The sequence below is a fragment of the Microbacterium sp. 22215 genome (assembly GCF_052045655.1).
In the GTDB taxonomy this organism is placed as follows: domain Bacteria; phylum Actinomycetota; class Actinomycetes; order Actinomycetales; family Microbacteriaceae; genus Microbacterium; species Microbacterium phyllosphaerae.
The window spans coordinates 251,734-277,798 of the sequence record NZ_JBQEPC010000001.1; the positions used below are offsets into that span (position 1 = coordinate 251,734).

The following is a 26,065-nucleotide window of genomic DNA, read 5'->3' on the forward strand; positions in this document are numbered from 1 at the left end:
GGGGCGCCGGCGCGCGGGCCCCGAGGCCCCTANCGGGGCAGGCGCGCCGGCAGGCGATCGTCGACGAAGCGCTCGCGGTCTTCTCGCGCTCGGGATTCCGCGGAGGATCCCTGCGAGAGATCGCGAAGCGCGTGGGCGTGACGCCCGCCGGCCTGCTGCATCACTTCGCCGACAAGGAGGAGCTGTTCGCCGAGGTGATCCACCAGCGTGACGAGAAGGTGCGAGAGGCCGCGGGGGATCCCGCGGAGCACACGCTGATCGAGCAGGCGAAGCGGGTCGTCTCGCACAACCGGACGTCGAGAGGACTGACGTCGCTGTACGCCATCGTCTCGGCCGAAGCGACGGATCCCGGTCACCCCTCGCACTCCGACTTCGCCGCCCGGTATCGCGACCGCGCCGCCGAGGCCGAGGAGATCCTCCGCAGCGGCCAGCTCGACGGAGAGGTGCGCGACGACATCGACCCCGCGCTCGCGGCACGACTGATCAGCGCGGTCATGGACGGCATCCAGCTGCAGTGGCTGCTGGACGATTCCGTCGACATGGTGGCCCTGTTCGAGGAGTTCGTCGGACGGTACCTGCATCCCGCCGAGGGGACGGACGGCTGAGCGATCCTCGGATGGCTGGACGAGGGCATCCGGATTCGCCGCCAGGCGGGAGAACGTCAGCCAGCTGATCGAGAGGGCGCGTTCAATCCCGCGCGGTCTGCAGCAGCGTCCACAGCTCGGCGCGGGCGGGGAACGACGACAGGTCGGATCCGAGCAGCGCACCGGCTTGCGCGATGCGCGATCGGAGCGTGTGGCGATGCACGCCGAGGGCTGCGGCCGCCGGTTCGGCTTTGGCGTCGTGCTCGAGCCAGACGCGCAGTGAGCCTTCGAGGTCGCTGCCCGATCGCGCGTCGTGGTCTCGCAGCGGGGCGAGACGGGACTCGGCGACCAACCGCGCCTCGTCGGTCGCCAGCGCGCTGAGGATGCTGGACCCTGCCGCATCCGCGAAGTGGAACACCCCGGCATCCGACTGCTGGCGGAGCGCCGCGAGCGCCTGTGCGTGCGCTCGGGAGAACGCGTCGTACGACTCCGACCCGGACGCCCCGATCCGGATGCCGAAGCGGGTGGCGATCTCGTCGAGCAGCGACTCGTCGGCCATCGACAGGCAGACGACGACGCCCTCGGGCGACTCCGCGAGGAAGCTCGCGGTGCCGTGCTCCGAGCGTCGCCGCTCCCACCAGTCGCTCAGAGGGCCGGCGGGGGCGTCGGCCGCGATCGCCACCACGACGGGCGCGGCGGGCATGCTGCCGAGCACTCTCCGGGCGAGAGCCGGATCATCGTCGAGCAGGGAGCTCAGCAGTTGGGAGTTGAGGCGGCGTCGGCTGCGGGCCAGCTGGTCGCTCTGCTCGAGGGCGAGCCCCGCCATCGCGATCACCGAGGTGACGACCGTGCGCGCCTCGGGGTCGAGCGCATCGACCGCGAGCGCGATCACGCCGCGCAGCTGTCCACCGCGGCCGACCGTGAAGAGCATGAACGTCTGCTCGTCGATCGTGAGCGACTGGCCGGCCTCGAGCCCGCGGGTGAGGACCTCGGTGGCCCGCTCGCCGAGCGAAGCCAGCCGACCCGCGGACACAGACGTTCGCGGGTGCGACAGCTGCAGAGCGCCGGAGGCGTCGTACATGCCGACCCAGACGCCGAGGCGTCGGCCGAGTTCGGCGACGGTCGCATCCAGGCCGTGCGGGCGGAGCGCGGCGAGTGCCAGTGCCCGTTGCGTGTCGAGCGCCCACGACCGGCGGGCGTAGGCCTGAGCGGCGATCGCCTCGGAGTGTGCGCGGGCGACGGCGATGAACGGCGTGCGATAGGGCACCTCGAACAGGGGGATCCCTCGGCGGGCGCATTCGGTGACGAGCTCATCGGGGATGCCTGCCCGGTGCACGTCCGTGCCGAATCCGAGACCGAGCACTCCGCGGTCGGAGAGGCGTCCGACGTAGACGTCGACGTCGGTGCCGGCGTCGAACTGGGTGCCGGTGGTGAGCAGCGCGAGGTCTTCGGCGAGGAACGGCGTCGGGTCGGCGAGGTCGGAGCTGTGCACCCAGCGCAGGGGGTGATCGAGCGCACCGGGTGGAAGGTCGCCCTCCGTCGAGATGAGACCCAGGCCGAGGTCGCGACGGCTGAGCAGGGCTCGCAGCGTGGGCTGCTCGGCGGCATCCATGTCCTGTGCTCCTCTCCGACTCGCACGGCACGTTTGTACAGCCCGGCGATCATCTAGATCAGATTGTACAGCCGGGTGAATGCGGCGGTCGATGCTCGGGTCGTACGCTCGCCCACATGGCACTCCTCGACAACGCAGCTGTTGCAGTTCCCCTCGGCGGACCCGAGCTCCCCCAGGAGCGTCGCCTCGTGACAGACCTTCCCGGCCCGCGGTCGGCGGAGATCCTCGCACGCAAGGCCGACGCGGTGGCAGCCGGAGTCGGACACACGGTTCCCGTCGCGGCCGTCGCCGCCGGTGGAGGAGTGGTCGTCGATGCCGACGGCAACTCGCTCATCGACCTGGGATCCGGCATCGCCGTGACCACGGTCGGCAACGCGCACCCGAAGGTCGCGGCCGCCGTCGCCGCCCAGGCCGCGCAGTTCACCCACACCTGCTTCATGATCTCGCCGTACGAGTCGTACATCGGTGTGGCCGAGGCACTCAACCGCCTCACCCCCGGCGACTTCGCGAAGAAGAGCGCGCTGTTCAACTCCGGCGCCGAGGCCGTCGAGAACGCGATCAAGATCGCCCGCAAGCACACCGGTCGCCAGGCGGTCGTCGCCTTCGACCACGGCTACCACGGCCGCACCAACCTCACGATGGCGCTGACCGCCAAGTCGATGCCCTACAAGAGCGGCTTCGGTCCGTTCGCCCCCGAGGTGTACCGCGCTCCGATGTCCTACCCGTTCCGCGACGGACTCGCCGGCCCCGAGGCGGCATCCCGCGTCATCCTCCAGCTCGAGAAGCAGATCGGCGCCGACAACCTCGCCGCCGTGATCATCGAGCCCATCCAGGGCGAGGGCGGCTTCATCGTCCCGGCCGAGGGCTTCCTGCCGGCGATCGCCTCGTGGTGCCGTGAGAACGGCGTCGTCTTCATCGCCGATGAGGTGCAGACGGGCTTCGCCCGCACCGGCCACATGTTCGCGAGCGAGATCTTCGGCATCGAGCCCGATCTGATCACCACGGCCAAGGGCATCGCGGGCGGCCTGCCGCTCGCCGCCGTCACCGGCCGCGCAGAGATCATGGACGCCTCGCACTCGGGCGGCCTCGGCGGCACCTACGGCGGCAACCCGATCGCCTGCGCGGCAGCCCTCGCAGCGATCGACGTCTTCGAGAACGACGGTGTGATCGAGCGTGCACGCGAGATCGGTGAGATCCTCACGCAGCGTCTCGGCGCGATGCAGGAGAAGGATGCCCGCATCGGCGACATCCGCGGACACGGCGCGATGATCGCGGCCGAGTTCGTCGATCCCGAGACCAAGGCGCCGGATGCCGCGCTCACCGCGGCCGTCGCCAAGGCGTGCGTCGCCCAGGGCGTCATCGTGCTCACCTGCGGCACCTACGGCAACGTGATCCGCTTCCTGCCGCCGCTCGCGATCGGCGACGCCCTTCTGAACGAGGGCCTCGACGTGGTCGCGGCAGCGCTCGCTGCGGCCTGACATGTCGACCGAACCGGAATCGCAGTGGGATCGGCCCGTCTCTCCTGAGACGTCGGCCGGTTTCGCCGGCGCGAACCCGCGCACGAAGAAGCTGCGGTCCCGTCACGTCACGATGATCACGCTCGGCGGGATCATCGGCGCGAGCCTGTTCGTCGGATCCGGCAACGTGATCCGCGCCGTCGGACCCGCCGCCGTGCTGTCGTACCTCATCGGCGGTCTGCTGGTGTTCCTCGCCATGCGGATGCTCGGCGAGATGGCGGCCTCGCGTCCGGCCATCGGATCGTTCATGGAGTACGCCAGGGTCGGCCTCGGCAACTGGGCCGCCTACCTCGTGGGCTGGCTGTACTGGTACTTCTGGGTCGGCGTGCTCGCCTACGAGGCGGTGCTCGGCGGCGAGACCATGGCCAGCTGGTTCCCGGTGGTGCCGTCGTGGGCCTGGTCGCTGATCCTGATCGGGATCTTCGTCGGGACGAACGTCATCTCGGTGCGCACGTTCGGCGAGGTCGAGTTCTGGCTCGCCAGCATCAAGGTGCTCGCGATCGTCGTGTTCCTCGGTGCCGGTCTGCTCTTCGCCTTCGGACTCTGGCCGAACTCCGAGGTCTCGGTCTCGAACCTGTGGGAGCACGGCGGTTTCGCCCCGAACGGCTACGGCGTCGCGTTCACCGGCGTCGCGCTGGTGATCTTCTCGTACTTCGGCACGGAGATCGCGGTGATGGCCTCCGCCGAGTCCGAGAACCCGGCCAAGGGCATCCGCCAGGCCACGAGCACCATCATCTGGCGCATCCTGCTCTTCTTCGTCGGCTCGGTGCTCATCATCGTCACCGTCGTGCCGTGGAACGAGCTGCCCGTGCCGACCGACGTCGCGAACGCGCCGTTCACGTACGCGCTCGAGCAGTTCGGCATCCCCGGCGCGAGCATCATCATGCAGCTCGTCATCTTCACCGCGGTCATCTCGGTGCTGAACTCGGGCCTGTACTCCGCGTCGCGCATGTTCTCGGCGCTCGCCGAGCAGGGCTTCGCACCGAAGATCATGACGAAGAAGTCGAAGAGCGGCGTGCCCGTCATGGCGCTGCTCGCCTCGACCATCGGCGGCCTCATCGCCACCCTCGTCAACTTCTTCACGCCCGGCTCCGGCATCTTCGACTTCATCATGAACTCGGCGGGTCTCGTCGCGCTGTTCGTCTACGTCTTCATCGCGCTGACCCAGTGGCGGCTGCGTCAGAAGATGACGCCGGAGGAGGTCGCGAACCTCAAGCTCAAGATGTGGTTGCACCCGTGGCTCAACATCCTGCTCATCGCCTGCATCGCCGCGGTGCTCGTGGTGATGCTCACGACCGAGGGCGGACGCACCCAGGTCTGGACGAGCCTCATCGCCACCGGCGTGCTCGTGCTCTTCTGGCCGTTCGTGCGCCGCAATCTGAAGAAGCGCAACGCCGCACAGGCGGCCGAAACATCGGGAAGCGACGCCGTCGCGACCTGAACACACGTCCGGTCGCGATCCGTATCGGGGGATTTCGGATCGCGACCGGCACTACCCACTTTCCAACGAAGGAGAAGCAGATGGCTGAGATCACTCGTGACGTGCTGATCGTCGGTGCGGGAGCCGCAGGGCTCACGGCGGCGAACGACCTGCGCAAGGCCGGCCTGTCGGTCGCCGTGCTGGAGGCCCGCGACCGCGTCGGTGGGCGTCTGTGGACCGACGTCATCGACGGCGCGATGCTCGAGCTCGGCGGCCAGTGGGTCTCGCCCGATCAGGATGCGCTGAAGGACACGATCGAGGAGCTGGGGCTCGAGACCTACAGCCGCTACCGCGAGGGCGACAGCGTGTACGTCGGCCCCGACGGTCAGACGCACCGGTTCACGGGCGAGATGTTCCCGGTGTCGGCTGAGACCGAGGCGGTCATCGCCGAGATCACCGAGCGCCTCGACGCCATGGTCGCCGAGATCGACCCGGATCGCCCCTGGGCGCACGCGAAGGCCACCGAATGGGACTCCGTCACGTGGGACGCCTGGCTGCGGGCTCAGACCGACGACGACGAGGCCGTGCGCAACCTGGCCTTCGCCACCGGATCCGCGATGCTCACCAAGCCCACGCACTCGTTCTCGCTGCTGCAGTCGCTGCTGATGGCGGCATCCGCAGGTTCCTACTCGAATCTCGTCGACGCCGACTTCATCCTCGACAAGCGCGTCGTCGGCGGCCTGCAGAAGGTGCCGGTGCTGCTCGCCGAGCGCCTCGGCGACGACGTCTACCTGAACCAGCCGGTGCGCTCGCTCGAGTGGAGCGCCGACGGCGTGACCGCCACGACCGACGAGCTCACGGTGCGCGCGCGCTTCGCGATCCTCGCGCACGCTCCGGTGCTCTACAGCCGCATCGCCTTCGTGCCGCCGCTGCCGCGTCGCCAGCACCAGATGCACCAGCACATCTCGATGGGCTTCGTCATCAAGGTGCACGCCGTCTACGACCGCCCGTTCTGGCGCGAGCAGGGACTCAGCGGCACCGCGTTCAGCCCGTACGAGCTGTCGCACGAGGCGTACGACAACACGAACCACGGCGACGAGCGCGGCACGCTGGTCGGCTTCGTGAGCGACCAGAACGCCGATGACCTCTTCGCGCTCACGGCCGAGGAGCGCAAGGAGCGGATCCTCGAGTCGCTGTCGCACTACTACGGCCCCGAGGCCAAGAACCCGGTCGTCTACTACGAGAGCGACTGGGGCACCGAGGAATGGACCCGCGGTGCGTACGCCGCGAGCTTCGACATGGGCGGCCTGCACCGCTACGGTGCAGACCTGCGCTCGGCCGTCGGACCGATCCACTTCGCATGCAGCGACCTCGCCGGCGCCGGCTACCAACACGTCGACGGCGCGATCCGCATGGGGCACCTCGTCGCGTCGAACATCGTCGAGTCGAGCCGCGCAGCGGGCGACACGGTCGAGGCCGGCTGATGACCGGTGCGGTCGTCGTCGGCTACACGGCGACGGATGCGGGAGCGGATGCCGCGGCGCTCGGAGCCCGACTCGCCCGCAGCCTGGGCGCGGTCCTGCATCTGGTGATCGTGCTGCCCTTCGAGGGAACCCGCAGCGCGGCCGTGCCGCCGGAGCGCGCCTACGAGGACCACATCCGCCGCCAGGCGAAGGAGTGGCTCGAGGATGCGGTCGTCCGGCTGCCGCAGGAGCTGACGCGCACGGGACACGTGCGCTTCGCGGAGTCGTTCGCCGAGGGGCTCATCGCGGCCGGCGAGGAGTTCAACGCGCGCCTGATCGTCGTCGGCACGGCCAACGGCAGCATCTTCGGCCGCCACCGTCTCGGCAGCGTCGCCTCCGAGCTGCTGCACTCGTCAACGATCCCCGTCGCGCTCGCGCCGTCGGGCACGGCCGCGCAGGACGATCACGTGCTCCCGCGGCTGACGGTCGCGATCGGCACCCGCCCCGGCGCCGACAACCTGCTCGACGAGGCTGCGGCGATCGCGACCGAGTCGCGGGTCGGCCTGCGTCTTGTCTCGCTCGTGCCGTTCGACGTGCCTCCGGGACTCGACACCGGCGCGATCCGCGTGGTCGGCAACGAGCACGGGAACGATGTGCTCGCCGCCGCGAAGGGTCTGCTCCCTGACGAGCTCACCGCCGAGCTCGAGGAAGCACCCGGCGACACGGTCGAGGACGCGGTCGCGAACCTCTCGTGGCTTCCCGGAGAGGTCGTGCTCGTCGGCTCCAGCCGTCTGGCGCAGCCCCGCCGCCTGTTCCTGGGCTCCACCGCAGCGAAGATGCTGCACGAACTGCCCGTACCCATGATCGTCGTCCCGCGCACCCGCGCCGAAGCAGGAGTCCGCTGATGAGCAGCTCGAACCGGGCGACGGAGCCCGAATCCGGTGTGACGACCGGCATCTCCCAGAAGGGTCTGAGCGCCGGCGCCGTCGGCGTGCTCGGTGCCGTCGTCATCGGCGTCTCCACGATCGCCCCCGCGTACACGCTCACGGCATCCCTCGGACCGACGGTCGCGGTCGTCGGCACCCAGGTGCCCGCGATCATGCTCGTCGGCTTCATCCCGATGCTCCTCACCGCGTTCGGATACCGCGAGCTCAACCGCATGATGCCCGATTCCGGCACCTCGTTCACCTGGGGCGTGCGAGCGTTCGGACCCTGGATCGGCTGGATGACCGGCTGGGGGCTCATCGCCGCCACGGTCATCGTGCTGTCGAACCTCGCCGGCATCGCCGTCGAGTTCCTGTTCCTGCTGATCGCCCAGGTCAGCGGCAACCCCGCGATCGCCGATCTGGCGTTCAACCCGATCATCAACGTGGTCGTCTGTCTGCTCTTCATGCTCGGCGCGACGCTGGTGTCGTACCGCGACATGCAGACCACGCAGAAGTTCCAGTACATCCTGGTCGGCTTCCAGGTGCTCGTGCTCGTCATCTTCGCGACGGTCGCGATCGTCAAGGCCGTCTCGGGCGACGCCCCCGAGCCCACCGCGTTCTCGTGGTCGTGGTTCAACCCGTTCGAGGTCCCGTCGTTCAGCGCCTTCGCGGCCGGCCTCTCGCTGTCGATCTTCATCTTCTGGGGCTGGGACGTCGTCCTCACCATGAACGAGGAGACCAAGGACCCGGCCAAGACCCCCGGTCGCGCGGCGATGGTCACGGTCGTGGTCGTCGTGGCGCTCTACCTGCTGCTCGCGATCGGCCTGATCATGTTCGCAGGCGTCGGCACGGGCGACTACGGTCTCGCCAACGAGGACATCTCGGCGAACGTGTTCTTCGCGCTGTCCGACCCGATCCTGGGCCCGCTCGCGTTCCTGGTCTCGCTCGCGGTGCTCTCGAGCTCCGCGGCCTCGCTGCAGTCGACGGCTGTGGGCCCCGCACGCACGCTGCTGGCGATGGGGCACTATGGCGCCCTGCCCAAGAAGTTCGCCCGCGTCAGCCCCCGGTTCTTCACGCCCGGGTACTCGACGATCGTGTCGGCGGTGGTCGCCTCCGTCTTCTACGCCGTGATGCGCCTGCTGAGCGAGAACGTGCTCACCGACACGATCCTGTCGCTCGGCATGATGATCTGCTTCTACTACGGGCTCACCGCGTTCGCGTGCGTCTGGTACTTCCGCAAGCAGTGGTTCGACTCGGCCAGGAGCTTCTTCTTCACGTTCCTGTTCCCGCTCGTCGGCGGCGCGATCCTCGCGGTGCTGTTCGTGACCACGCTCATCGACTCGATGGACCCGGCCTACGGCAGCGGCTCGAGCATCGGCGGCCTCGGCCTCGTGTTCGTCCTCGGCGTCGGCATCATCGTGATCGGCATCGTGATCATGATCTGGCAGGCGATCAAGCGCCCCGCCTTCTTCCGCGGCGAGACCCTCGGCGTCAACGCGCCGCCGAGCGCCCGCCGCCGCTGATCCCCACCCACGTCCCCACAGAAAGAGAATCCATGAGCACTCAGACAGAGCAGGCGCTGCTCGACAGCATCCCCACCGGCCTTTTCATCGGTGGCGAGTGGATCGACGGCGAGACCGGTGGCACGTTCGACGTGCAGGACCCGGCGACCGGTGCGGTCATCCGCACGATCGCGGACGCGACGCCCGGTGACGGCATCCGTGCTCTCGACGCAGCCGTCGCCGCGCAGGACGCGTGGGCGGCCACCGCTCCGCGCACCCGCAGCGAGATCCTGCGCCGCGCGTTCGACCTCGTGCAGGAGCACAAGGAGGACCTGGCGCTGCTGATGACGCTCGAGATGGGCAAGCCTCTCGCCGAGGCACGCGGGGAGGTCGCCTACGGCGGCGAGTTCCTCCGGTGGTTCAGCGAGGAGGCGGTGCGCATCAGCGGCCGCTACGGCATCAACCCCGAGGGCACCGGCCACATGGTCGTCTCGCAGCGCCCGGTGGGTCCGTCGTTCTTCGTGACGCCGTGGAACTTCCCGTTCGCGATGGCGACGCGCAAGATCGCCCCCGCGCTGGCCGCCGGCTGCACGGTGGTCATCAAGCCCCCGGCACTCACACCGCTGACGACGATCTTCTTCACGTCGCTGCTCGAGAAGGCGGGCCTGCCCGCCGGTGTCGTCAACGTCGTGCAGACGTCGAAGTCCTCGGCGCTGTCGGCCCCGATCATCGCCGACCCTCGCCTGCGCAAGCTGTCGTTCACCGGCTCGACCGAGGTCGGCCGCAAGCTCATCGCGCAGGCCGCCGAGGGCGTGCTGCGAGTGTCGATGGAACTCGGCGGCAACGCCCCGTTCGTCGTGTTCGACGATGCCGACCTCGACAAGGCCGTGGACGGCGCGCTGGCCGCGAAGTTCCGCAACATCGGTCAGGCCTGCACCGCGGCGAACCGCTTCATCGTCCACAAGGACGTCGCCGAGGAGTTCGCCCGCAAGGTCACCGAGCGGGTCAACGCCATGAAGATCGGCCGCGGCACCGAAGAGGGAGTCGCCATCGGACCGCTCATCGACGCGGATGCCGTCGCCAAGGCGGGCGAGCTCGTCGACGACGCCGTCGGCCGTGGTGCGACGCTGCTCGCCGGCGGCAAGGCGCTCGAGGGCACCGGCACGTTCTACGAGCCGACCGTGCTCACCGACGTCGTCGCCGGCTCCGCGATCCTCCGCGAGGAGATCTTCGGACCGGTGCTCGCGATCGCGACCTTCGACACCGAGGACGACGCCGTGCGTCTCGCGAACGACACCGAGTACGGGCTGGTCTCGTACGTGTTCACCGAGAACCTGCAGCGCGGTCAGCGGATGATCGACAAGCTCGAGACCGGCATGATGGGTCTCAACGTGGGCGTGGTGTCGAACGCGGCAGCCCCCTTCGGCGGCGTCAAGCAGTCCGGCGTCGGTCGTGAGGGCGGCCTCGAGGGCATCCACGAGTACCTGTCCACCAAGTACACGCTGATCCCGGTCTCCTGACCGGTCGGCCAGAGGAGGAGAGAACATGACCGATTACGCCGTCATCAACCCCGCCACCGGAGAGACGCTGGCGTCCTTCGACACGTTCACGGATGCGCAGATCGAGGAGGCCGTCGCGGCCGCCGACGAGGCGCACCGCGAGTGGTCCCGCTCGTCGACCGTGGCGGAGCGCGCAGCGCTGCTGCGTCGTGCGGCCGAGCTGCACCGCGAACGCCGCGAGGAGCTCGCCGACGTTTTCGTGCGCGAGATGGGCAAGCCCCGCGAGGCCGCGCTCGGAGAGGTCGACTTCGCCGCCGACATCGCCGAGTACTACGCCGACCAGGCCGAGGCGATCATGGCCGACCAGCCGATCGCCATCCTCGGAGAGGGCTCGGCGATCGTCCGTCGCTCGTCGCTCGGACCGCTCGTCGGCATCATGCCGTGGAACTTCCCGGCGTATCAGATCGTGCGTTTCGCAGCGCCGAACCTGATCGTGGGAAACACGATCCTGCTCAAGCCCGCCCCGCAGTGCCCGGAGTCGTCGACCGCCATCGAGGCGATCTACCGCGACGCCGGATTCCCGAAGGGCGCGTACCAGAACATCCTCGCGACGAACGACCAGATCGCCGACATGATCGCCGACCCGCGCGTGCAGGGCGTCTCGCTCACGGGGTCCGAGCGTGCCGGTGCGGCGGTCGCCGAGATCGCAGGGCGCAACCTCAAGAAGGTCGCGCTGGAGCTCGGCGGATCCGACCCGTTCATCGTGCTGTCGACCGACGACCTCGACGCCACGGTGCAGGCCGGCGTCGACGCACGTCTCGACAACAACGGTCAGGCGTGCAACGGGGCCAAGCGCTTCATCATCGTCGACGGCCTCTACGACTCGTTCGTCGAGAAGTTCACCGCCGCGATGGCCTCGGTGACGGCGACCGACCCGATGCTGGACGACACCGTGCTCGGCCCGGTCTCGTCCGAGACGGCGGCCGAGAACCTGCAGAAGCAGATCGACCAGGCCGTCGAGCAGGGTGCCACCCTTCTCACCGGCGGCACGCGCGACGGCGCGTTCTTCGCTCCGACCGTGCTGGCCGATGTGACGCCCGAGATGAACGTCTACCGCGAGGAGCTGTTCGGCCCCGCGGCCGTCGTCTACCGGGTCGCCGACGAGGACGCCGCGGTCGCCCTCGCGAACGACACCACCTTCGGCCTCGGCTCGTACGTCTTCACGACCGACGCCGAGCAGGCCGAGCGCGTGGCCGACAACATCGAGGCGGGCATGGTCTACGTCAACCTCGTGCTCGCCGACAGCCCCGAGCTGCCGTTCGGCGGCATCAAGCGCAGCGGCACCTCGCGTGAGCTCGGCCACCTCGCGGCCGACGAGTTCGTCAACAAGAAGCTCATTCGCATCGGCTGAGCGACGCGCGCGACAGGAGGGGCGGATGCTTCGGCATCCGTCCCTTCGTCGTCTCCGGACCGGAGCCCGCACAGGCACCCGGGCGTAGGTTGGAAGCATGGCAACCGTCGCAGCGAACATCGTCAAGACCCTCCGCGCCAACGGGATCGACCGTGTCTACGGCCTCCCCGGCGACTCCCTCAACGGATTCACCGATGCGCTCCGCAAGGACGGGAGCATCCGGTGGGTGCACGTGCGGCACGAGGAGTCGGCGGCGTTCGCGGCGGCGGCGGATGCGGCGCTCACCGGCGACCTGGCTGTGGTGGCAGGATCCTGCGGCCCGGGCAACCTGCACCTGATCAACGGCCTGTACGACGCCAACCGCTCGCGCGTGCCCGTGCTCGCGATCGCGGCCCACATCCCGACCACCGAGATCGGCACCGGGTACTTCCAGGAGACGCACCCGCAGGAGCTGTTCCGCGAGTGCAGCGTGTACGTCGAGTACGTCGCCGACCCCCAGCAGATGCCGCGCCTGCTCGAGATCGCGATGCGTGCGGCCATCGAGCAGCGCGGAGTCGCGGTGCTGGTGATCCCCGGTGACGTCGCCCTCGCCGAGATCGCGGATGACCGTGCCGTGGTGATCGAGCGCACGCATCCAGTGATCGTGCCGAGCGGCGACGAGCTCGAGCGGGCGGCGACCCTGCTGAACGCCTCGACGAAGACGACGATCCTCGCGGGTGCGGGTGTCGAGGGCTCGCATGACGAGGTCATCGCGCTGGCCGATCGCCTCGGCGCCCCGATCGTGCATGCCCTCCGCGGCAAGGAGTTCATCGAGTACGACAACCCCTTCGACGTCGGCATGACCGGGCTTCTCGGCTTCGCCTCCGGCTATCGGGCGATGGAGGCGGCCGACACCCTGCTGGTGCTCGGCAGCGACTTCCCCTACGAGCAGTTCTATCCGGATCACGCCACGACCATCCAGGTCGACATCCGCGGGTCGCAGCTGGGCAAACGGCATCCGCTCGATCTCGGTCTGGTGGGCGACGTGGGGGCGACCGCCGCGGCTCTGCTGCCTCGGCTCGCGGCGAAGGCCGACCGCGACCACCTCGACGACTCGACGGCGCACTATCGCAAGACCAGGGCGAAGCTCGACGACCTCGCGACGCCGACGAAGGCCGGCCGTCCGATCCACCCGCAGTACCTCGCCCGACTGCTGAACGAGCAGGCGGCGGATGACGCGGTCTTCACCGCCGATGTCGGCTCGCCCACCGTGTGGGCTGCCCGGTACCTGTCGATGACCGAGAACCGGCGACTGATCGGCTCGTTCACGCACGGGTCGATGGCCAACGCGCTGCTGCACGGCATCGGCGCGCAGGTCTCGCACCCCGACCGCCAGGTGATCGCCCTCGCCGGAGACGGCGGGCTCGCGATGATGCTGGGGGAGCTGCTGACCCTCACGCAGAACAGGCTGCCGGTGAAGACGATCGTCGTGAACAACTCGTCGCTGAACTTCGTCGAGCTCGAGATGAAGGCCGCTGGTTTCGTGAACTACGGCACCTCGCTCGACAACCCGAGCTTCGCGGCGATCGCGGAGGCCATGGGCATCTTCGCCCGTCGGGTCGAGAACAGCGAAGACCTGCCGGATGCCGTGCGCGAGGTGCTCGCCCACGACGGCCCGGCGCTGCTCGACGTCGTCACCGAGCGTCAGGAGCTGTCGATGCCGCCGGCGATCGAGGCCGCGCAGGTCAAGGGATTCGCGCTGTACGCGATCCGCACGGTCATGTCGGGCAAGGGCGACGAACTGCTCGACCTCGCGCGGGCCAACTGGCGTCAGCTCCTCTGAGTCGCGCGCGCTGACGGTCAGGCGTCGAGCAGCGCGCGCACCTCGGCGGCCTCGACGTGTCGGCCCAGCGACTCGAGCACGGTGCCCAGCTCGAGGGCTGACACCTGCCGAAGAGGGGGGACCTCGGCGGCGTGCTCGAGCGCGCTGCGGTAGATCGGCACGGCATCCGCGGCTCGGTCGTCGCCGGCGAGCAGACGGGCCGCGAACAGCTCGGAGCCCCCGGCCGAACCGGCATCCCCGATCGCGGCGAACCCGTCGGCGGCGGTCAGCGCGGCCGCCACCGCCTCCTCCGTGCGTCCGAACTGGGCGAGCGCACGGCCGCGCGAGTCGGTGACGTCGGCGAGCAGCCAGCCGGCCTCATGCTCCTGGGCGAGCGCTGCGACCTCGTCGAAGAGGGCGAAGGCCCGATCGTCCTGCCGTGCCCCGTAGGCCTGGCCCAGGTTGTGCAGCACGTCGGCGAGAGCGCCGACGGCGTCCGGCGCCTTGCGCACGATCTCGGATGCCGCCTCCAGCGTCTCGATCGCCTCATCGTTCTCGTCGAAGCGGGCGAGGATCTTCGCACGCTCGGTCAGAGCCACGGCCTGGTCTGCGTGCTCCTCGGCCTCGCCGAACAGCTCCGCCGCGTATCCGAAGGCGCCGACGGCCTGCCCGAACTCGCCGGATGCGGCCAGCGCGCGAGCGAGGAGAGATGCCGTCATCGCGCGCGACGCGGCGTGGACCTCGGCCTGCTCCTCGCTCTCGAGCACCTGCCCGAAGAGCTCGGCCGCGACCTCGGCGTCACCCGCCGCCAGCATCGCCCTGGCGAGGCGGAAGTCGGCTCCCGCCTGATCGCCGCCCTCCTGGGCGACGAGCCGAGAGGTGACGCGATACCGGGTCACGGCCTTCTCGGGGTCGCCGGCGTCCTCCCAGAGCGCGCCGGCGAGCAGATGCGCCGCCGCCAGTGCCGTGGTCGCGCCGAGGCCGGCGAGCAGGCGCGTGGCCTCGTCGGCATCCGCCGCACCCTCCACGAACGCCTCACTGCCGCCGCGCACCCGTGCTCGGGTCTGCAACGCCTGTGCTCGGTGTCCGATGCTGAGGTCGTCCTGGTCGAGGAAGCGATCCAGCAGGGCGGAGGCGGCCTCGATGTCGCCCTTCTGCAGCACCGCGGCGATCGCGACGAGCGTGGTGGTGTTCGACAGCCGCACGTCTCCCGCTTCCGCGAACGCCCGAGCGGCGATCTCGGCCATGTCGAGCGCCGCACCGGGTTCTTCCGCGTGCATGTGCAGCGAGGCGCGGCTGATCGCGAGGTCGCCTCGCGACCACGCGAGAAGGGATGCTGCGGTCGCCAGCTCGTCTTCGAGGGCTGCCGCGGCCTCCGGGGTGTCGAGCCCGAACGTCGCGAGTCCCAGCCGCTGCTCGAGGTCTGCCTGCACGTCGAGCCCCGCGGCGCGGAGCGCGTCGATCCGTGCGGGGAGGAGCTCTGCGGCCTCGTCGGCGCGGTCGAGGGCGATCAGGATGCCGAGGCGCATCGACATGAGCTGCGCGAGCTTCGACGGATCCTCCACCGCCAGGGCGTGGGGGAGCGCCTGCAGCGTCTCGTGCTCCGCTCCGAACTGTGCGAGGTCCATGACCCGGTCGAACCACGCGTCCGCGTCAGCGGGCGTCGTGCTGTCGGGGGACGAGAGGAAGGCATCCGATCGGATGGGCACGTCGTAGCTCTCGTCGGCGAGAGCCCGCAGGCGCACGAGTGCACGGGCGTGGCCGTCTGTGCCGTCGCGGTGGTCGAACTCGGCTCCGATGCGCTCGGCGGACGCCCAGGCGGCCGCGGCCAGGTCGGCGGCACCCCAGGGGCCGTCATGGTCTCCGAAGAACACGGTGAGCGTGGGAGAGTCGGCGCCGCGCACGGGCGTGTGGGCATGGCCGGCCGCCGTCACGCGGTCGAGCGCGAAGGCGAACGCGGCGAGGGCGGCGAAGTGCGCGTCGACGTTGAGTCCGTCGTGCGCGAGCCACCCGATGTGGCGCTCGATCTGCGCGAGAGCGCGGGCCTCGTTGCCGGTCAGTGCCGAGAACACGATGTTGTTCGCGACGATGCGCAGGTTATCGGGGTTGTCCTTCGCGAGGCGATAGCTGCGCAGGTGCGCGCTCTTCGCGTCATCAGGGCGCCCGGCTCGGAGGTACGGCACGAGCACGCGGGAGAGTGCGTGCTCGGGCTCCTCTCCGCACGAGAATCCGCCCTCGAGCATCTCCTCGACGAGCCGGATGGCCTCGGCATCTCGGTCGGTCTCGGCGAAGAAGCCCGCGACCTGGCTGCGGCCGCAGGCGTCGCAGTGGCTGTGGTCGTCGCGGGGAGTGGCCTCCAGCTGCACGCGCAGAGCCTCGGCCTCATCGATGCGACCGGCGTCCCAGGCATCCTCGAATCGCGCCGTGAGCACGCCGCTGATGCCGAGCCCCGCCGCGCGGTAGTGCTCCTCCATGTCGTCGAGCACCGCGGCGATCTGATCGAGCGAGAAGGCGGGCGACGAGCGCAGCGACGAGGCCATCCACTTGAACTGCCACATCAGGTCGGCGCCGCCGTACTCGAGGTCGGCGGGGAAGCGCTGCGGGTCGGCGTCGTGCCGGGCGAGGCACCACGCGAACGAGTTCAGCATGACGTCGGTCGCGCCGTTCATGTTCGCCGACGCCGTCTGGCGCATCCGTGCCTCGTACTCGAGCTGCTCGTCTCCCAGCTCGACGGCGAGGGCGACGGCCTCGGCGACCAGTGCCTGTTCCGCCGGGCCCCACGGGGTGCGGTCGATCTCCTCGATGAGCTGGGTGAAGCGCTTCTGCGGACGTGCCATGCGGGGTTCCTTCGAACGGAGGGGGGGTCAGAGCGCGTCGTCGAAGGGGACCGAGTCCTCTTCGATGCCGGCCGAGAGCGAGACGAGATCGGTGAGTGCCGTGGTCATCAGGGTGCGGTCCGCATCGGAGAGCGGGTGGTGCCCCGCGAGCAGCGCCTGGATGTAGAGCAGCTGCACCGTGCGGGCGAACACCGCGTCGTCCTGCACCCGGACGAGGGCGCGCACGACCCGGTTCGACCAGTTCAGGCAGAGCCGTGCGCTCAGGTCGTCGTCGCGGGATGCCGAGAGCGTCGAGTCGATGCGGTCGAGCACCCCGCCCCACAGTGAACCGGTGATGCCCTTGGTGCGGCCCCGGTCGATGCGGCGGAGCACTTCGGGGTCGGCGACATAGAGGGCGGCGAGCTGGGGCTGGTCGATCGAGCGCACCGTGACCGAGCATCCGGACGCCGTGAGCACCGCGCCTGCGCGAGCCTCGAGTGCCACCGCCGCATCGCGGTCATCGAGGGGAGGAGGGTCGAGGCGGTCGAGCTCGCCGGTGACGTCGACGAGTTCGACCGTGACGTGCGGGTAGAGGTCGGGCAGCATCCGCACGAGGTCGGCGTCGTACAGATAACCGCCGTTGACCAGTACTTCCGAGCTCGGTGAGATGCCGGCGACCTGGCGGAACTCGTCGACCGACGGGGCGAAGCGCACGTGCGGGTACCGCTCGACGAGGTCGCCGATGCGCAGGGTGCCGTGCGTGGTCTCGAGGGTCAGCCATCGGGTGATGAACCGCGCGAGCTCTTCGTCGTGTCGCACGAGCGACTTGAGGCCGACCTCGTGGATCGCGACGAACTGGGCGAGCCGGTGCGGCTCGCGCAGGCCCAGCTCGAGGACCCAGCGACGGATGCCGGCGCCGAACTGCTCGCGCACGCGCTCGAGCGCCGCGTCGTCGACGAGCGATTCACGGCTCGCGGTCGGGGCGAGGCCGGTCGAATCGACGACGGCGCGCACGAAGAATGCCCACTCCGGAAGCACGTCGTCGACGCGCTCGCCGAGCAGCATCCGGCCGAGGTACATGCGCGTCGCCTGCCGCGCGCCGGGCGGGGGAGCGTACGGGAGCACGTACGCGAGTCCGCGGGTGCCGGTGGCCGGCTCCGAGAGCTCGATCGCATCGAGGGGGGAGGCGCCGAGGAGGTCGCGTCCGTACTGCACCGCGTCGTCGATGTTCTCCGCCGCGTCGAGGAAGGGTGCGCGCCGGGTCACCTCGACGTCGCCGTTCGGGGCGTCGAGCGTGACCCGCACGGGGAGGAACTCGGCGAACGTCGTCGCGAGTTCCCGCACGGCCGCGGGGCGCAGCAGATCGTCGGCGTCGAACCGCGGCACCAGGTGCACGCTCGTGCCGATCGGCAGGTCGTCGTCGATCTCGACCACGCGGAACGTGCCGTCGGCGCTGCCCGTCCACTCGACGGCCGAGCCGCCGCGTGCGCTGCGGGAGCGGATCACGATCGTGTCGGCGACCATGAAGCAGCTGAGCAGTCCGATGCCGAACTGGCCGAGATAATCGCTGCGGGGCAGGTCGAAGATGTCCCGCTTCGAGCTGCGCCCGACGGTGGCGAGCAGGTCGGCCACCTCGTCGGCGGTCAGACCCACGCCGTCGTCGCGCAGGACGAACTCGCCCGAGGATTCGGTCAGCGGGGTGATGCGGATGCGTCCGCCCTCTCCGTCGACCTCGCGTCGGGCCGTGATCGCGTCCCTGGCGTTCTGCAGCAGCTCCCGCAGGTAGACCCGAGGGCTCGAGTAGATGTGGCGACTCAGAAGGTCGACGACCCCGCGCAGGTCCACCTGGAACTGCTGCACGTCAGCGCTCACTGCGCTCCCTCCGATTGCATCCGCCCGCCGAGCCTAACAACAACGCCCGGGCCGGGCCCGGTTCGGCACCGGCCGGTGGATGCCGTATGCTTGACGAGCAGTTGTTGTCTGCATTCTTTCGCCGTGCCCCGGTCCTTCCGGTCCGGATGCGGTGGCAGGATGAAGATGACACCCCGAGACCTCCCGGTCTCTAGGGCGGTAGCTCAATTGGCAGAGCAGCGGTCTCCAAAACCGCAGGTTGCAGGTTCGATTCCTGTCCGCCCTGCGCGTCAGCGCACGCTGACACACGAAAGGTACATTCAGGATGGATCAGGACGAACCGCGCGGCGAGGTCGTCGCGTCAGGAGCCACCCGCGAGAAGAAGCGTGGCATCGCAGGCTTCTTCGGGAGCATCGCCCTGTTCTTCCGTCAGGTCATCGCAGAGCTGCGCAAGGTCGTCACGCCGACCCGCAAGGAACTGGTCAAGTTCACCGCAGTGGTGCTCGTCTTCGTTCTGATCGTCATGGGCATCGTCTACGGACTGGACACCTTGTTCGCCTGGGTGACGCACATCGTCTTCGGGGTTCCGGGCGCCTGACGCCCTCGCGGCCCCGGCCGCAGTGATTGGAAAGAAACAACGTGTCTGAACGATATTCCGACGACGCCGACTGGGCGACGGCTGCCGAGCAGTCCAGCGAAGAGGACGAGGCCCAGGAGGGCAACGTCCTCGCTGCGGAGGAGAACTCGGTCACTTCGGCTGAGCACGTCGCCCTCCACATCGAGGACGTCGACGGCGAGGAAGACGCCGACACGCAGGACGACACCGACATCGAGATCGACGACCCGGAGGCCGACGCGATCGTGAACGACGCTCTCAACCTGGACGAAGCGGCTGAGTCTGAGGCTGCCGCTGAGGTCCTCAACGATTCTGTGGCGGAGGAGACCGCCGAACTCGAGGCCGCAGAGGCCGACGAGGTCACCCCGTACGACGGTCCCGACGTGAACGGCGACGAAGACGCCGAGTCCGACGAGGACGAGTCCGACGACGACGCCGAGGAAGACCCGTACGAGGCGTTCCGCCTCGACCTGCGGATGCTCCCCGGCAAGTGGTACGTCATCCACTCGTACGCGGGCTTCGAGCGCAAGGTCAAGGCGAACATCGAGCAGCGCAAGTCGACGCTCGAGGTCGAGGATGAGATCTACCAGATCGAGGTCCCGATGGAGGACGTCGTCGAGATCAAGAACGGCCAGCGCAAGATGGTCACCCGCGTGCGCATCCCGGGCTACGTGCTCGTGCGCATGGAGCTCACGGAAGACACCTGGTCGGTCGTCCGTCACACGCCTGGCGTCACCGGCTTCGTGGGCAACGCTCACAACCCGACGCCGCTGCGCTTCGAAGAGGCCTTCAACATGCTGAAGTCCCTCGTCGAGGTCAAGGACGTCCCGACCGCCAAGAACATCGCGTCGAAGGGCGGCGTCGCCGTCGCTCGTCCGCTTCCCGCCGAGGTCGACTTCGAGGTCGGCGAGACCATCACGATCAAGGAGGGCTCGTTCGCGGGTCTTCCCGGTTCGATCAGCGAGATCAAGCCCGAGAGCGGCAAGCTCACGGTCCTCGTCTCGCTCTTCGAGCGTGAGACCCCGGTCGAGCTGTCGTTCGACCAGGTCACCAAGATGATCTGACACACGCTTTCACGAGAACGGCCGTCCCCTCCGGGGCGGCCGTTCTCGCGTATGAGGCATGCCCTCGGATCAGGTAGACTTATGTGGTTTGTGTGCCGCTTCGGCGTGCGCGCAGACGACCGCAGCCCGGAGATGCCGGGTTCGCGGGAGAGCGGATGCACCCGCATCCGTTCGATGAAAGGAAGAGGATATGGCACCGAAGAAGAAGGTGACCGGCCTGATCAAGCTTCAGATCAACGCCGGTGCAGCCAACCCGGCGCCGCCGATCGGCCCCGCGCTCGGTCAGCATGGCGTCAACATCATGGAGTTCTGCAAGGCGTACAACGCCGCGACCGAGTCGCAGCGCGGCAACGTCATCCCCGTCGAGATCACCGTCTACGAGGACCGCAGCTTCACGTTCATCCTGAAGACCCCGCCGGCCGCGGAGCTCATCAAGAAGGCCGCCGGCGTGCCCAAGGGCTCGTCGACGCCTCACACGGTCAAGGTCGCGAAGATCACCAAGGACCAGGTCCGTCAGATCGCCGAGACCAAGCAGGCCGACCTGAACGCGAACGACATCGAGGCTGCCTCGAAGATCATCGCCGGCACCGCCCGTTCCATGGGCATCACGGTCGAGGGCTGAGGAGAATAATCATGGCTACGAAGTCCAAGGCTTACAAGGCTGCCGCCGAGAAGATCGAGGCAGACCGTTTCTACACTCCCACCGAGGCAGTCGCCCTCGCCAAGGAGACCGGCTCGTCGAAGTTCGACTCGACCGTCGAGGTCGCGCTGAAGCTCTCGGTCGACCCCCGCAAGGCAGACCAGATGGTGCGCGGCACCGTCATCCTGCCCCACGGCACCGGTAAGACCGCCCGCGTCATCGTCTTCGCCACCGGCCCCGCGGCCGAGGCAGCGATCGCCGCAGGTGCAGATGAGGTCGGCGGCGCCGAGCTCATCGAGAAGGTCGCCGCAGGCTGGACCGCGTTCGACGCGGCCGTCTCGACCCCGGAGCTCATGGGCCAGGTCGGTCGTCTCGGAAAGGTCCTGGGTCCGCGTGGACTCATGCCGAACCCGAAGACCGGCACCGTGACCCCCAACACGGCCAAGGCCGTCGAGGAGATCAAGGGCGGAAAGATCGAGTTCCGCGTCGACAAGCACGCCAACGTGCACTTCGTCGTCGGCAAGTCGTCGTTCTCGGCCGAGCAGCTCGACGAGAACATCGGCGCAGCGCTCGAGGAGATCGTCCGCCTCAAGCCGTCGAGCTCGAAGGGCCGTTACATCCAGAAGGGTGCGGTGTCGACCACGTTCGGCCCCGGCATCCCGCTGGACGTCAACGCCATCTGAGTGTGATTCCTGAAAGGCCCCCGCATCGCGCGGGGGCCTTTCTGCATCCCACGACGACATCGAGCGTCATCAGATGTTGGGATGCGGGCCGGATGCCACGTACTGTGGGTGAGTTCCGCGCCACAGCTCACGCGCCTCACATCGCACCCCAGGAGGGTACTCACATGTCCCGTCGCCTCATCGCCGTCACCGCACTGGTCGTCGCCGCCGCAGCACTCACCGCATGCAGCGGAAGCACGACCCCCTCTGAGAGCAGTTCGAGCGAGGGCGGGGCGGACAGCAGCTTCGGACTCGTCAAGGACGGCGTCCTCACGGTCGCGACCGAGGGCACCTACCGTCCGTTCAGCTTCCATGCCGACGGCGGCACCGGAGACCTCACGGGCTTCGACGTCGAGATCATCCAGGCCGTGGCCGACAAGCTCGACCTCGAGGTCGAGTTCCAGGAGACCCAGTGGGACGCGATCTTCGCGGGCCTCGATGCGGGGCGCTTCGACGTGATCGCGAACCAGGTGAGCATCAACGACGAGCGTGAGGAGAAGTACCTGTTCAGCGAGCCGTACACCGTCTCGCCCGGAGTCATCGTGGTCGCCGAGGACGACGACTCGATCTCGTCGTTCGACGACCTGAAGGGCAAGACGACCGCGCAGTCCCTCACGAGCAACTGGTACGAGCTGGCGACCGACTCCGGTGCCACGGTCGAGGGAGTCGAGGGCTGGGCGCAGGCCGTCGAGCTGCTGCGCCAGGGTCGTGTGGATGCGACCGTCAACGACAAGCTGACCTTCCTCGACTACGAGAAGACGAACAGCCCCTCCGGGCTCAAGATCGCCGCCGAGACCGACGACGCCGGAAAGCAGGCCTTCGTGTTCACGAAGGACAAGACGGCGCTCGTCGAGGCGATCGACGGGGCTCTCGACGAGCTGCGCGCCGACGGCACCCTCGCCGAGATCAGCGACAAGTACTTCGGCGAAGACGTCACCCAGTAACCCATGGAGAACCCCTGGCAGCTGTTCCTCTCATCGCTCGGGCCGATCGCCCTGGCGGGGGTGACGGTGACGGTGCCGCTCGCGCTCGTGTCGTTCGCGCTGGGGCTCGTCATCGCGATCGGCGTCGCCCTGATGCGGATCTCGGTCATCCCGATCGTGTCGGGCGTCGCGCGGTTCTACATCTCGGTGATCCGCGGCACGCCGATGATCGTGCAGCTGTTCGTGATCTTCTACGGCCTCGGGTCGATCGGGCTCAAGCTCGACCCGTGGCCGAGCGCCATCATCGCCCTGTCGCTCAACGTCGGCGGATACGGAGCAGAGGTCGTCCGCGCCGCGATCCAGTCGGTGCCGAAGGGGCAGTGGGAGGCGGCGTACACGGTCGGGATGAATCGGACTCGCACTCTGACCCGCGTCATCTTCCCGCAGGCCGCGCGGGTCTCGGTCCCGCCGCTGTCGAACACGTTCATCTCGCTCGTCAAGGACACCTCGCTGGCATCCCTGATCCTCGTGACGGACCTGTTCAAGGTGGCGCAGCAGATCGCATCGGCCACCCTCGAGTTCATGGTGGTCTATCTGGCTGCGGCGTTGGTGTACTGGGTGATCTGTCTGATCCTGTCGTTCGCGCAGAGCGCCCTCGAGAGGAGGCTCGACCGCGATGTCGCGCATTGACCGCACCGGCTCGGGTGAGCCCATGACCGACGCGCTGCTGACCGCGCGCGACCTGCACAAGCGCTTCGGCGACAACGAGGTGCTCCGCGGCATCGACCTGACGCTGCACCGCGGCGAGGTCGTGGTGCTGATCGGGCCGAGCGGCTCCGGCAAGACCACCGTGCTCCGGTCGCTCAACGGCCTCGAGACACCGGACTCCGGCACGATCGTCGTCGCCGGGGGCCCCGACATCGATTTCGCTCCGGACCCGCCCGTGAAGCCGCGTGAGCGGACCCAGAAGCGTCTGGCGCTGCGTGATCGCTCGGCGATGGTCTTCCAGCACCACAACCTCTTCCCTCACCTCTCGGTGCTCGAGAACGTGATCGAGGGGCCGTGGCGCGTGCAGGGGCGCCCCAAGGCCGAGGTGGTCACAGAGGCGCAGGTGCTCCTCGCCAGAGTCGGGCTCGCCGACAAGGCGGGTGCCCGCCCGCACGAGCTGTCCGGTGGGCAGCAGCAGCGGGTCGGCATCGTGCGCGCGCTCGCGCTGCGCCCCGACCTCCTGCTCTTCGACGAGCCGACCAGTGCACTCGATCCCGAGCTCGTCGGCGAGGTGCTGCTCGTGATCAAGGAGCTCGCCGATGAGGGATGGAGCATGGTCGTGGTCACCCACGAGCTGAGCTTCGCTCGTGAGGCGGCTGATCGGGTGTTCTTCATGGATGCGGGAGTCGTCATCGAGGAGGGCCCGCCCTCCGAGATCTTCGGCGCTCCTCAGCACGAGCGCACGCAGCGGTTCCTCACCCGCATCCTGCGCCCCCTCGACGGGGACTGACGACGGCTCGGTTCGCGGTCAGCCGCCGATGACCGGCAGGACCAGGCTGACGGCGAGCGTGATCATCACGACGGCGATGAGCGCGTCGAGGATGCGCCACGAGCGTTCGGTGCGCAGCCACCGGCCCAGGTAGCGCGCGCCGAAGCCGAGGGCGGTGAACCACAGGATGCTCGCGGCGATGGCGCCCGCCGCGAACAGCCAGCGCTCGTCGCCGTGCGTCGCGGCGATCGAGCCGAGCATCAGCACCGTGTCGAGGTAGACGTGCGGGTTCAACCACGTCAGGGCGAGGACGGTCGCGATCACCGGCCCGAGAGCCGTGCGGGTGGCGGCGCGCGGCCGCGTGGCGGTCGCGACGCCATGGGTGGCCGGCGCCGAGGCAGTGGTGTCGGCATCCGCGGAATCCACCCGCAGCTCCTCGCCGCCGAGCCATGCGCGTCGTGCGGCGAGGATGCCGTACGCCAGGAGGAACAGGGCACCCGCCCATCGCGCCACGACGACGAGCCACGGGGCTGCCGAGATGACGAACCCGAGGCCCGCGACACCCGCGGCGATCAGCAGGGCATCGGACAGGGCGCAGATGACGACGACCGGCAGCACGTGCTCGCGACGGATGCCCTGGCGCAGCACGAAGACGTTCTGCGCGCCGATGGCGACGATGAGGGACAGGCCGAGTCCGAGGCCCGAGAACACGGAGAGCATGGGTCCACGGTAGGCGGGACTCGAACATGAGCACCAGCGAGGATTACTGTCGAACCATTAGCATCACTTACGTGAAGATCGATCCTGAGCTCGCGGCCACCGTCGCCGCCGTCGCCGACGAGGGAACACTCGATGCGGCGTCTCGTCTGCTTCAGGTGACTCCGTCTGCGGTGAGTCAGCGTCTCAAAGCCCTCGAGGAGCAGCTGGGTCGAGTGCTCGTCGTGCGCTCGAAGCCGGCGCGTCTCACCGAGGCGGGGGAGGCGGTCGTGCGGCTCGCGCGTCAGGTCGCGCTGCTCGAGCACGACACCCTCGGCGAACTGGGCCTCGAGTCGGAGAGGACGACGCGCACCCGCATCCCCCTCGCCGTCAACGCCGACTCGATGGCGACGTGGTTCCTGCCCCCGCTCGCTCGGCTCTCCGCAGTGCACGATCTCGACTTCGACCTGCACCGGGACGATCAGAACTTCACCGCCAGGCTGCTCGAATCGGGGACGGTGATGGCCGCCGTCACGAGCGAGTCGGCGCCGGTCGCCGGATGCTCGGTGTCGCCACTCGGGGTGCTGGAGTACCACGCGATGGGCGAGTCCGCCTTCGTCGAGCGCTGGTTCCCGGGAGGCGTCACCCGCGATGCTCTGGCGGCCGCGCCGTTCGTGGACTTCGACCGGCGAGACACCCTGCAGCACGAGTGGCTGACGGCCAGGGGTGTGACGCCGCAGGGCGTGCCGAGGCATTACGTCCCCGCATCCCATGACTACGCCCTCGCCGTCCGCCTCGGGCTGGGGTGGGGGATGATGCCGCTCCTGCAGCAGTCGGACCATCGGCTCGTGCCCCTCGGCGGGCCGCCGTTGCGCGTGCGCCTCTACTGGCAGCAGTGGAACCTGCGGTCGCGCGTGCTCGACACCATCGCCGCCGAGGTCGCCGCCGAGGCACGACGCGTTCTGGCTCACTGAGCCCGCTCGGTCGGTGCACTGACCTGCGAGCCGCCAGGGCGGGTGTCAGGCCCCGGTGTCGGGGGTGCGGCCGGAGCCGAGAGCGTGCAGCAGCCGCGTGAGGTTGTCGATGTCGTCGACGCTCCACTCCGACAGGTGCCGCATCAGCAGCCCCTCCTGCGGGAGCCGCGCCTCGGCGAGCTTCGCCTCACCGTGCGAGGTCAGGCTCAGCAGTGAGGAGCGTCCGTCTCGCGGGTCGGGGGAGCGCTCGATCAGACCCAGGGACTCGAGCTCGCGAACGGTGCGGCTGATCTGGCCCTTGTCGACGAGCATCCGCTCCGACAGGGCCGAGGCGGTGACCTGGCCGCACCGCGCGATCGTCGTGAAGGTCTTGTAGGCCCCGGGAAGCATGCCGGGGCTCACCCGATCCGCGTTCTCCATGATCAGCCGGCGGAAGTGGGTGATCAACTCGCTGAACTCGGCTTCGAGGGCGCGGACCGCGTCGGCCCGCACTCCCTCGGAACCCCGGGCAGGGGCGGGGATCATCTCTGTGTCGGACATCGGGTGTCGCG

The 26,065-nt window shown here is 69.1% G+C and carries 22 protein-coding genes and 1 tRNA gene; 18 read left to right on the forward strand and 5 right to left on the reverse strand.

Going from position 1 to position 26,065, the window contains the following annotated elements:
• The first annotated feature begins 56 nt into the window (after positions 1-56).
• Complete coding sequence (locus tag ACTJKH_RS01325) at positions 57-605, forward strand: TetR/AcrR family transcriptional regulator (RefSeq protein WP_440735736.1); 549 nt, start codon at positions 57-59, stop codon at positions 603-605.
• Positions 606-687: 82 nt separating this feature from the next.
• Here the strand turns inward: ACTJKH_RS01325 and ACTJKH_RS01330 are convergent, their stop codons facing one another.
• Positions 688-2,196 carry a PucR family transcriptional regulator gene (locus ACTJKH_RS01330; protein ID WP_440735461.1) on the reverse strand — a complete coding sequence of 503 codons (1,509 nt, stop codon included), beginning with the start codon at positions 2,194-2,196 and terminating at the stop codon, positions 688-690.
• Positions 2,197-2,312: 116 nt separating this feature from the next.
• Here ACTJKH_RS01330 and gabT point away from each other — a divergent pair, with 116 nt between their 5' ends.
• The 8 genes from gabT to poxB all read left to right on the forward strand — a co-directional run bounded on the left by gabT (position 2,313) and on the right by poxB (position 13,756).
• Positions 2,313-3,674, forward strand: coding sequence for a 4-aminobutyrate--2-oxoglutarate transaminase (gene gabT, locus ACTJKH_RS01335; RefSeq protein WP_259162200.1), 1,362 nt, complete (start codon positions 2,313-2,315; stop codon positions 3,672-3,674).
• 1 nt (position 3,675) lies between these two features.
• Complete coding sequence (locus ACTJKH_RS01340; protein ID WP_440735462.1) at positions 3,676-5,154, forward strand: amino acid permease; 1,479 nt, start codon at positions 3,676-3,678, stop codon at positions 5,152-5,154.
• Positions 5,155-5,234: 80 nt separating this feature from the next.
• Positions 5,235-6,617, forward strand: coding sequence for a flavin monoamine oxidase family protein (locus ACTJKH_RS01345; protein WP_440735463.1), 1,383 nt, complete (start codon positions 5,235-5,237; stop codon positions 6,615-6,617).
• Complete coding sequence (locus ACTJKH_RS01350) at positions 6,617-7,501, forward strand: universal stress protein (protein WP_440735464.1); 885 nt, start codon at positions 6,617-6,619, stop codon at positions 7,499-7,501. The genes ACTJKH_RS01345 and ACTJKH_RS01350 overlap by 1 nt, the downstream gene beginning before the upstream one ends.
• Positions 7,501-9,045 carry an APC family permease gene (locus ACTJKH_RS01355; RefSeq protein WP_440735465.1) on the forward strand — a complete coding sequence of 515 codons (1,545 nt, stop codon included), beginning with the start codon at positions 7,501-7,503 and terminating at the stop codon, positions 9,043-9,045. The genes ACTJKH_RS01350 and ACTJKH_RS01355 overlap by 1 nt, the downstream gene beginning before the upstream one ends.
• A 32-nt stretch (positions 9,046-9,077) precedes the next feature.
• The gene (locus ACTJKH_RS01360) at positions 9,078-10,544 is read left to right on the forward strand and encodes an NAD-dependent succinate-semialdehyde dehydrogenase (RefSeq protein ID WP_440735466.1); all 1,467 of its coding nucleotides are present in this window, start codon (positions 9,078-9,080) and stop codon (positions 10,542-10,544) included.
• Between the two features lie 25 nt (positions 10,545-10,569).
• The gene (locus ACTJKH_RS01365; protein WP_440735467.1) at positions 10,570-11,934 is read left to right on the forward strand and encodes an NAD-dependent succinate-semialdehyde dehydrogenase; all 1,365 of its coding nucleotides are present in this window, start codon (positions 10,570-10,572) and stop codon (positions 11,932-11,934) included.
• Between the two features lie 97 nt (positions 11,935-12,031).
• Entirely contained in the window at positions 12,032-13,756 is a 1,725-nt protein-coding gene (gene poxB / locus ACTJKH_RS01370) for a ubiquinone-dependent pyruvate dehydrogenase (protein ID WP_440735468.1), read from the forward strand.
• Between the two features lie 17 nt (positions 13,757-13,773).
• Here the strand turns inward: poxB and ACTJKH_RS01375 are convergent, their stop codons facing one another.
• Together ACTJKH_RS01375 and ACTJKH_RS01380 are read right to left on the reverse strand one after the other, a co-directional pair.
• The gene (locus ACTJKH_RS01375) at positions 13,774-16,572 is read right to left on the reverse strand and encodes a hypothetical protein (RefSeq protein ID WP_440735469.1); all 2,799 of its coding nucleotides are present in this window, start codon (positions 16,570-16,572) and stop codon (positions 13,774-13,776) included.
• Positions 16,573-16,599: 27 nt separating this feature from the next.
• A complete protein-coding gene (locus ACTJKH_RS01380; RefSeq protein WP_440735470.1) occupies positions 16,600-18,423 on the reverse strand; it encodes an HSP90 family protein in 1,824 nt (607 codons plus the stop codon).
• Positions 18,424-18,615: 192 nt separating this feature from the next.
• On the opposite strand from ACTJKH_RS01380, the gene ACTJKH_RS01385 reads away from it, so the two are divergent.
• From ACTJKH_RS01385 to ACTJKH_RS01420, 8 genes are all read left to right on the forward strand, one after another.
• Positions 18,616-18,688 (forward strand) — tRNA-Trp (locus ACTJKH_RS01385).
• A gap of 39 nt (positions 18,689-18,727) precedes the next feature.
• Positions 18,728-19,000 (forward strand): preprotein translocase subunit SecE, encoded by a 273-nt coding sequence (gene secE / locus ACTJKH_RS01390; RefSeq protein ID WP_056312767.1) that lies wholly within the window; start codon positions 18,728-18,730, stop codon positions 18,998-19,000.
• Positions 19,001-19,041: 41 nt separating this feature from the next.
• Positions 19,042-20,082, forward strand: coding sequence for a transcription termination/antitermination protein NusG (gene nusG, locus ACTJKH_RS01395; RefSeq protein ID WP_440735471.1), 1,041 nt, complete (start codon positions 19,042-19,044; stop codon positions 20,080-20,082).
• 190 nt (positions 20,083-20,272) lie between these two features.
• Entirely contained in the window at positions 20,273-20,704 is a 432-nt protein-coding gene (gene rplK / locus ACTJKH_RS01400) for a 50S ribosomal protein L11 (RefSeq protein WP_053097443.1), read from the forward strand.
• Between the two features lie 11 nt (positions 20,705-20,715).
• Complete coding sequence (gene rplA, locus ACTJKH_RS01405) at positions 20,716-21,405, forward strand: 50S ribosomal protein L1 (RefSeq protein ID WP_210098688.1); 690 nt, start codon at positions 20,716-20,718, stop codon at positions 21,403-21,405.
• A 164-nt stretch (positions 21,406-21,569) separates the two neighbouring features.
• Positions 21,570-22,388, forward strand: a complete 819-nt coding sequence (locus tag ACTJKH_RS01410) for an amino acid ABC transporter substrate-binding protein (protein ID WP_440735472.1) — start codon at positions 21,570-21,572, stop codon at positions 22,386-22,388.
• 3 nt (positions 22,389-22,391) lie between these two features.
• Positions 22,392-23,057 (forward strand): amino acid ABC transporter permease, encoded by a 666-nt coding sequence (locus ACTJKH_RS01415; protein WP_440735473.1) that lies wholly within the window; start codon positions 22,392-22,394, stop codon positions 23,055-23,057.
• Positions 23,044-23,865, forward strand: coding sequence for an amino acid ABC transporter ATP-binding protein (locus ACTJKH_RS01420; RefSeq protein WP_440735474.1), 822 nt, complete (start codon positions 23,044-23,046; stop codon positions 23,863-23,865). The genes ACTJKH_RS01415 and ACTJKH_RS01420 overlap by 14 nt, the downstream gene beginning before the upstream one ends.
• Before the next feature lie 18 nt (positions 23,866-23,883).
• Here ACTJKH_RS01420 and ACTJKH_RS01425 read toward each other — a convergent pair whose 3' ends face one another.
• Positions 23,884-24,564 carry a LysE/ArgO family amino acid transporter gene (locus tag ACTJKH_RS01425; RefSeq protein WP_440735475.1) on the reverse strand — a complete coding sequence of 227 codons (681 nt, stop codon included), beginning with the start codon at positions 24,562-24,564 and terminating at the stop codon, positions 23,884-23,886.
• Positions 24,565-24,635: 71 nt separating this feature from the next.
• Between ACTJKH_RS01425 and ACTJKH_RS01430 the strand changes: the two genes are divergently transcribed.
• Positions 24,636-25,514: a LysR family transcriptional regulator ArgP gene (locus tag ACTJKH_RS01430; RefSeq protein WP_440735476.1), complete on the forward strand. Its 879-nt coding sequence runs from the start codon at positions 24,636-24,638 to the stop codon at positions 25,512-25,514.
• 45 nt (positions 25,515-25,559) lie between these two features.
• Here the strand turns inward: ACTJKH_RS01430 and ACTJKH_RS01435 are convergent, their stop codons facing one another.
• Positions 25,560-26,054 carry a MarR family winged helix-turn-helix transcriptional regulator gene (locus tag ACTJKH_RS01435; protein ID WP_440735477.1) on the reverse strand — a complete coding sequence of 165 codons (495 nt, stop codon included), beginning with the start codon at positions 26,052-26,054 and terminating at the stop codon, positions 25,560-25,562.
• Between the last annotated feature and the right edge of the window lie 11 nt (positions 26,055-26,065).